Below are 3850 nucleotides of genomic sequence, written 5' to 3' on the forward strand. Positions count from 1 at the left end.
CGGTTACTGGCTGCTTGAAAGGTTTTTTTATTTTACAGAAATTTCAATCCGGCACTTTCCGAGTTTTTCGTAATATGTTTTGTAACGTGCTCATGCATTTTTGCCATTCTCTCCAATTCGCTTCCCGTACCGTCGGTTTGTTTCTTCAACGCATTCGCCAAAGGTACGATTCTATAATTCGTCTTCCCCTTGGATTTGAAGACGCGTACCCAAGTCGGAATAAATTCAGCATCCATGATTTGTGTCGTACCGTCGTCTTGTTTTCGAACATTTATTCTGGTAATGACCCCAGTTAATGTATGGTCGTTTTTATACAGGCGCGTTGAGATGAAATTACCCAAAGAATAGATGGCAAACTTCTTTTTAGTCCCCCCTGCAGCTTCTTTGACTTTGTAGAAAACAGCTGGCTGGATGATATGCGAATGCGCCCCAAGAATAATATCTGCCCCGTGTTCGAACAATAAGCGGACAAGCTTCTTCTGTTCCTGGTTCGGATGCATGCTGTATTCCCTTCCGAAGTGTAAACATATGATCACTAGGTCTGCCTCTTTGCTTTTCAACTGCTTGATATCGGCAATGATCTGGCTTGGTTCAATCAGGTTGACGGCCCAGCTATAATCTGTAGGTACGGGAAGCCGATTCGTTCCTTTTGTGTAAGCCAACACACCTATCTTGATTCCTTTAACGTCTTTAATCAAATATTTTTGCGACTCACGGTACGAGCGATACGTGCCTGTATGTGAGAGACCATGTGAATCGAGCACATTTAATGTTCGTTTGAGTCCGCTGATCCCACAATCCATGCAATGATTGTTCGCTGTGGAGAGAACGTCAAATCCGAGATTTTCCAAAGTGCCGGCAAACTGGTCTGGACAATTAAGCAGGGGCCAACCGGTCTTCGGATTCCTTCTCCCTATCGTATATACCCTGTCCGCTGTTTTCGTGTTTTGGTCTCGGCCGGGGGTAGTTCCGGAAAAAGTTGTTTCCAGATTACCTATAGTAAAATCAGCATTGCGTAAATAAGGGGCAACTTGTTCGAAAATCTCATCAAAATTATATCGCTGTTCTCCGGGTATTCGGGCAGAGGCAATAATCCTGCTCTTGATCAACAAGTCCCCGATTGCAGCAATTGTAATGTCCGTACTCATGGCTCATCTCCGTTTATATGTCAGTTTAACCGTTCGCTGGTCTCTTCCGTGTGAAACCGTAACTTATAGTATGATCCGGGCACTTGTCTCGCTTTAGATATTCGCCCAGTTTTCGATCTCCTTATCGTATTGCGTTAAAAGGAATGAGGATAGAGCGTAGGTACTCTTTCATGATGAGCGGAATAGGATAAATCACGTCGATCGAAGCCAGATCATTAGACGTGCAACCGCTGTAATCACACGGAGGAGATCCTACAGTGAAAGGAAAATTGCATAAATATCCTGGTAGAAAATGGTTGAAGCACGAGTCGCTCTGGAACGAACCTGAACTCCGTTCCTACTTACCCGATACCGAGCTGTTCTCACCAGAAGCATTCATTCAAATGATCGAAAGACATTCTGTCGTTTTTCTCAAACCGGACCTGGGGATGAGGGGACAAGGCATTCTGAAAGTTTCGATGGAAGGGGACATTTGCATGATCCGGACGGCTTCCAACACCTATACTTACCGTACTCTGAAGTCGGCCGCCCTGAAACTGGAACAACTGATCGGAACCAAAAGATACATCGTACAGCAAGGCATCGACCTGATTCGGATCAAGGGACACCCGCTCGATTTCCGTGTGCTTCTGCATATTAAGCCAGACGGGGAGTGGAAGTTTTTCGGAATAATGGGGAAAGTCGCGGCAAAAAACCGATTCGTGACGAACCACAGCCGTGGGGGGAAGGCGATCCGGCTACATCAGGCGCTTTCGCAAACGTTTGGATTGACGAAGCAAGAAGGATCTGAGTGGGATACACGGATCAAGGAACTGTCGATCCAAATCTCCAACGCCATGAAGAAGCACTTTCCAAATATAACCGAGCTGGGCTTGGACGTTGCTATCGATACAGATCAACACATTTGGCTGCTGGAAGCGAATACTAGACCCCAATATCAATTGTTCAGGCATCATGCCGACCCGTATTTGTTTGATGAAATTGCCTCTTCGGTTCGGGTCATCAGACCTGCACAGATTACGAAGACGACATTCTAATCAGTTGCTCCCAGTTAGATGACAACCGGCCGTGATTGCGGCCGGTTTATTGTTTTGCAGTGGGGTTATTTTGATGGAGTTGCCGATTGATGGTAAAATAGATCAAAGATCAATGTACGAAGGGAATTGGACGACGATGGATACGAACCTGCAGAGGCAAATAGCAAGAGGAATTTGGGTTGTGCTGCTGATTGTCTCAGCTGCAGCTTTGTTATACTTCGTGACGCCGATGGTGTATCCTTTTCTCATCGGTTGGTTGATCGCTTACATATTGAACCCGTTTGTGAACATGCTGCAGAAGAAGGGAAGGATGCCGAGGTGGCTCGCGGTAACGATATCCTTGTTCGTCTTTCTTGGAGTGGCTGCAGCCATTGTCGGACTGCTCGTGACGAATATCGTCTATGAAGTCTCCGATTTATCTACATATATTCAAGATAATATCGATATATGGAAAGCCCAAATTGTTGATTTTGTAAATTCGGACATGCTGCAAGGCTTTATCGAGCAGTTGAACCGATTTTACAACGAGAATCCCAAATATCAGAGCACGATCAACGACAACCTGTCCTCGACCGGCATTAAGTTGGCTAACGCCAGTTCTGCGCTGATCGGTCTGGTGCTGAACGGGATTGTCGGGCTGCTGAAGTCGTTGCCGAACGTAGCTACTGTCATGATCATCGCCCTGTTAGCCGCCTTCTTCATCAGCAAAGACTGGTATCGTATCATCAGTCGTGTCGCCACCTGGTTTCCTGGAAAAGCGTTGCAAACGTGCCGCACGATCTGGACTGACTTGCAGAAAGCATTATTCGGCTACTTCCGCGCGCAGTTCATTCTCATCTCCATTACGGCAGCCTTCGTCATCATCGGACTGCTCGTCCTGGGAGTACCCTACGCGATCACGATAGGCTTGCTCATCGGACTAGTCGATCTGCTCCCTTACTTGGGCACTGGGGCGGCTATGGTCCCATGGATAATCATTGTATTCTTGCAAGGCAATGTGTACCTGGGTATCGGACTTAGCGTGCTGTATGGCATCATCCTGGTCGCCAGGCAGATTCTGGAGCCCAAAGTTCTCGCCACCAGCGTCGGATTGGATCCACTTGCCACACTCATCGCCTTGTTCATCGGCCTCCAGCTGTTCGGCTTCATCGGCCTTATTATCGGTCCAGTTACACTTGTGTTGCTCTCTGCCTTCCATAGAGCGAATGTGTTCCGCGATATATGGGGCTATATTAAGGGCGGTCGCAGCCGTGAAGCTTAACCTAGACCCTTGCAGCTCTCATCCAACAATGCGAACAGATCGGGCGCTTCCTTGTTGATACGTACCGGCTTCCACTGACGGTTTACCCACATGTGCTTCGTTCCGCCGCTAACAAGCAGCCCTCCGTCGGTCGTTCGAATCTGGGATTCGAACCGCACCATAATCGAACTGAATTCACTAATTCTCGTCCATATGACAATCTCATCGTCATACTTGGCGGGGGCGTGGAACTTGGACTCCAGCTCGATAACCGGCAGCAGCAACCCTCTCGCCTCCAACTCGATGTAAGGCAAACCCAGCTCGCGAATGAGCTCTGTGCGGCCGATTTCGAACCAATTCAAATAATTCGCGTGGTAGACGACTCCCATCTGGTCCGTTTCTTGATACCGTACACGCAGCTTGTG

The 3850-nt window shown here is 47.8% G+C and carries 4 protein-coding genes; 2 read left to right on the top strand and 2 right to left on the bottom strand.

Annotation, left to right across the window (positions count from 1 at the left end):
- Positions 1-32: 32 nt before the first annotated feature.
- Positions 33-1148, bottom strand: a complete 1116-nt coding sequence (locus tag AC1DWB_RS32005; protein WP_477545142.1) for a CapA family protein — start codon at positions 1146-1148, stop codon at positions 33-35.
- A 257-nt stretch (positions 1149-1405) separates the two neighbouring features.
- Between AC1DWB_RS32005 and AC1DWB_RS32010 the strand changes: the two genes are divergently transcribed.
- Both AC1DWB_RS32010 and ytvI read left to right on the top strand, forming a co-directional pair.
- Entirely contained in the window at positions 1406-2185 is a 780-nt protein-coding gene (locus tag AC1DWB_RS32010; RefSeq protein WP_477545143.1) for a YheC/YheD family protein, read from the top strand.
- A gap of 73 nt (positions 2186-2258) precedes the next feature.
- Positions 2259-3446, top strand: a complete 1188-nt coding sequence (gene ytvI / locus AC1DWB_RS32015) for a sporulation integral membrane protein YtvI (protein ID WP_477545144.1) — start codon at positions 2259-2261, stop codon at positions 3444-3446.
- Here the strand turns inward: ytvI and AC1DWB_RS32020 are convergent.
- On the bottom strand, positions 3443-3850 hold a 408-nt coding region (locus tag AC1DWB_RS32020; RefSeq protein ID WP_477545145.1), incomplete at its 5' end, for an acyl-CoA thioesterase. The two genes, ytvI and AC1DWB_RS32020, sit on opposite strands and share 4 nt — an antisense overlap.

The organism is Paenibacillus sp. P4_E11 (assembly GCF_056401635.1).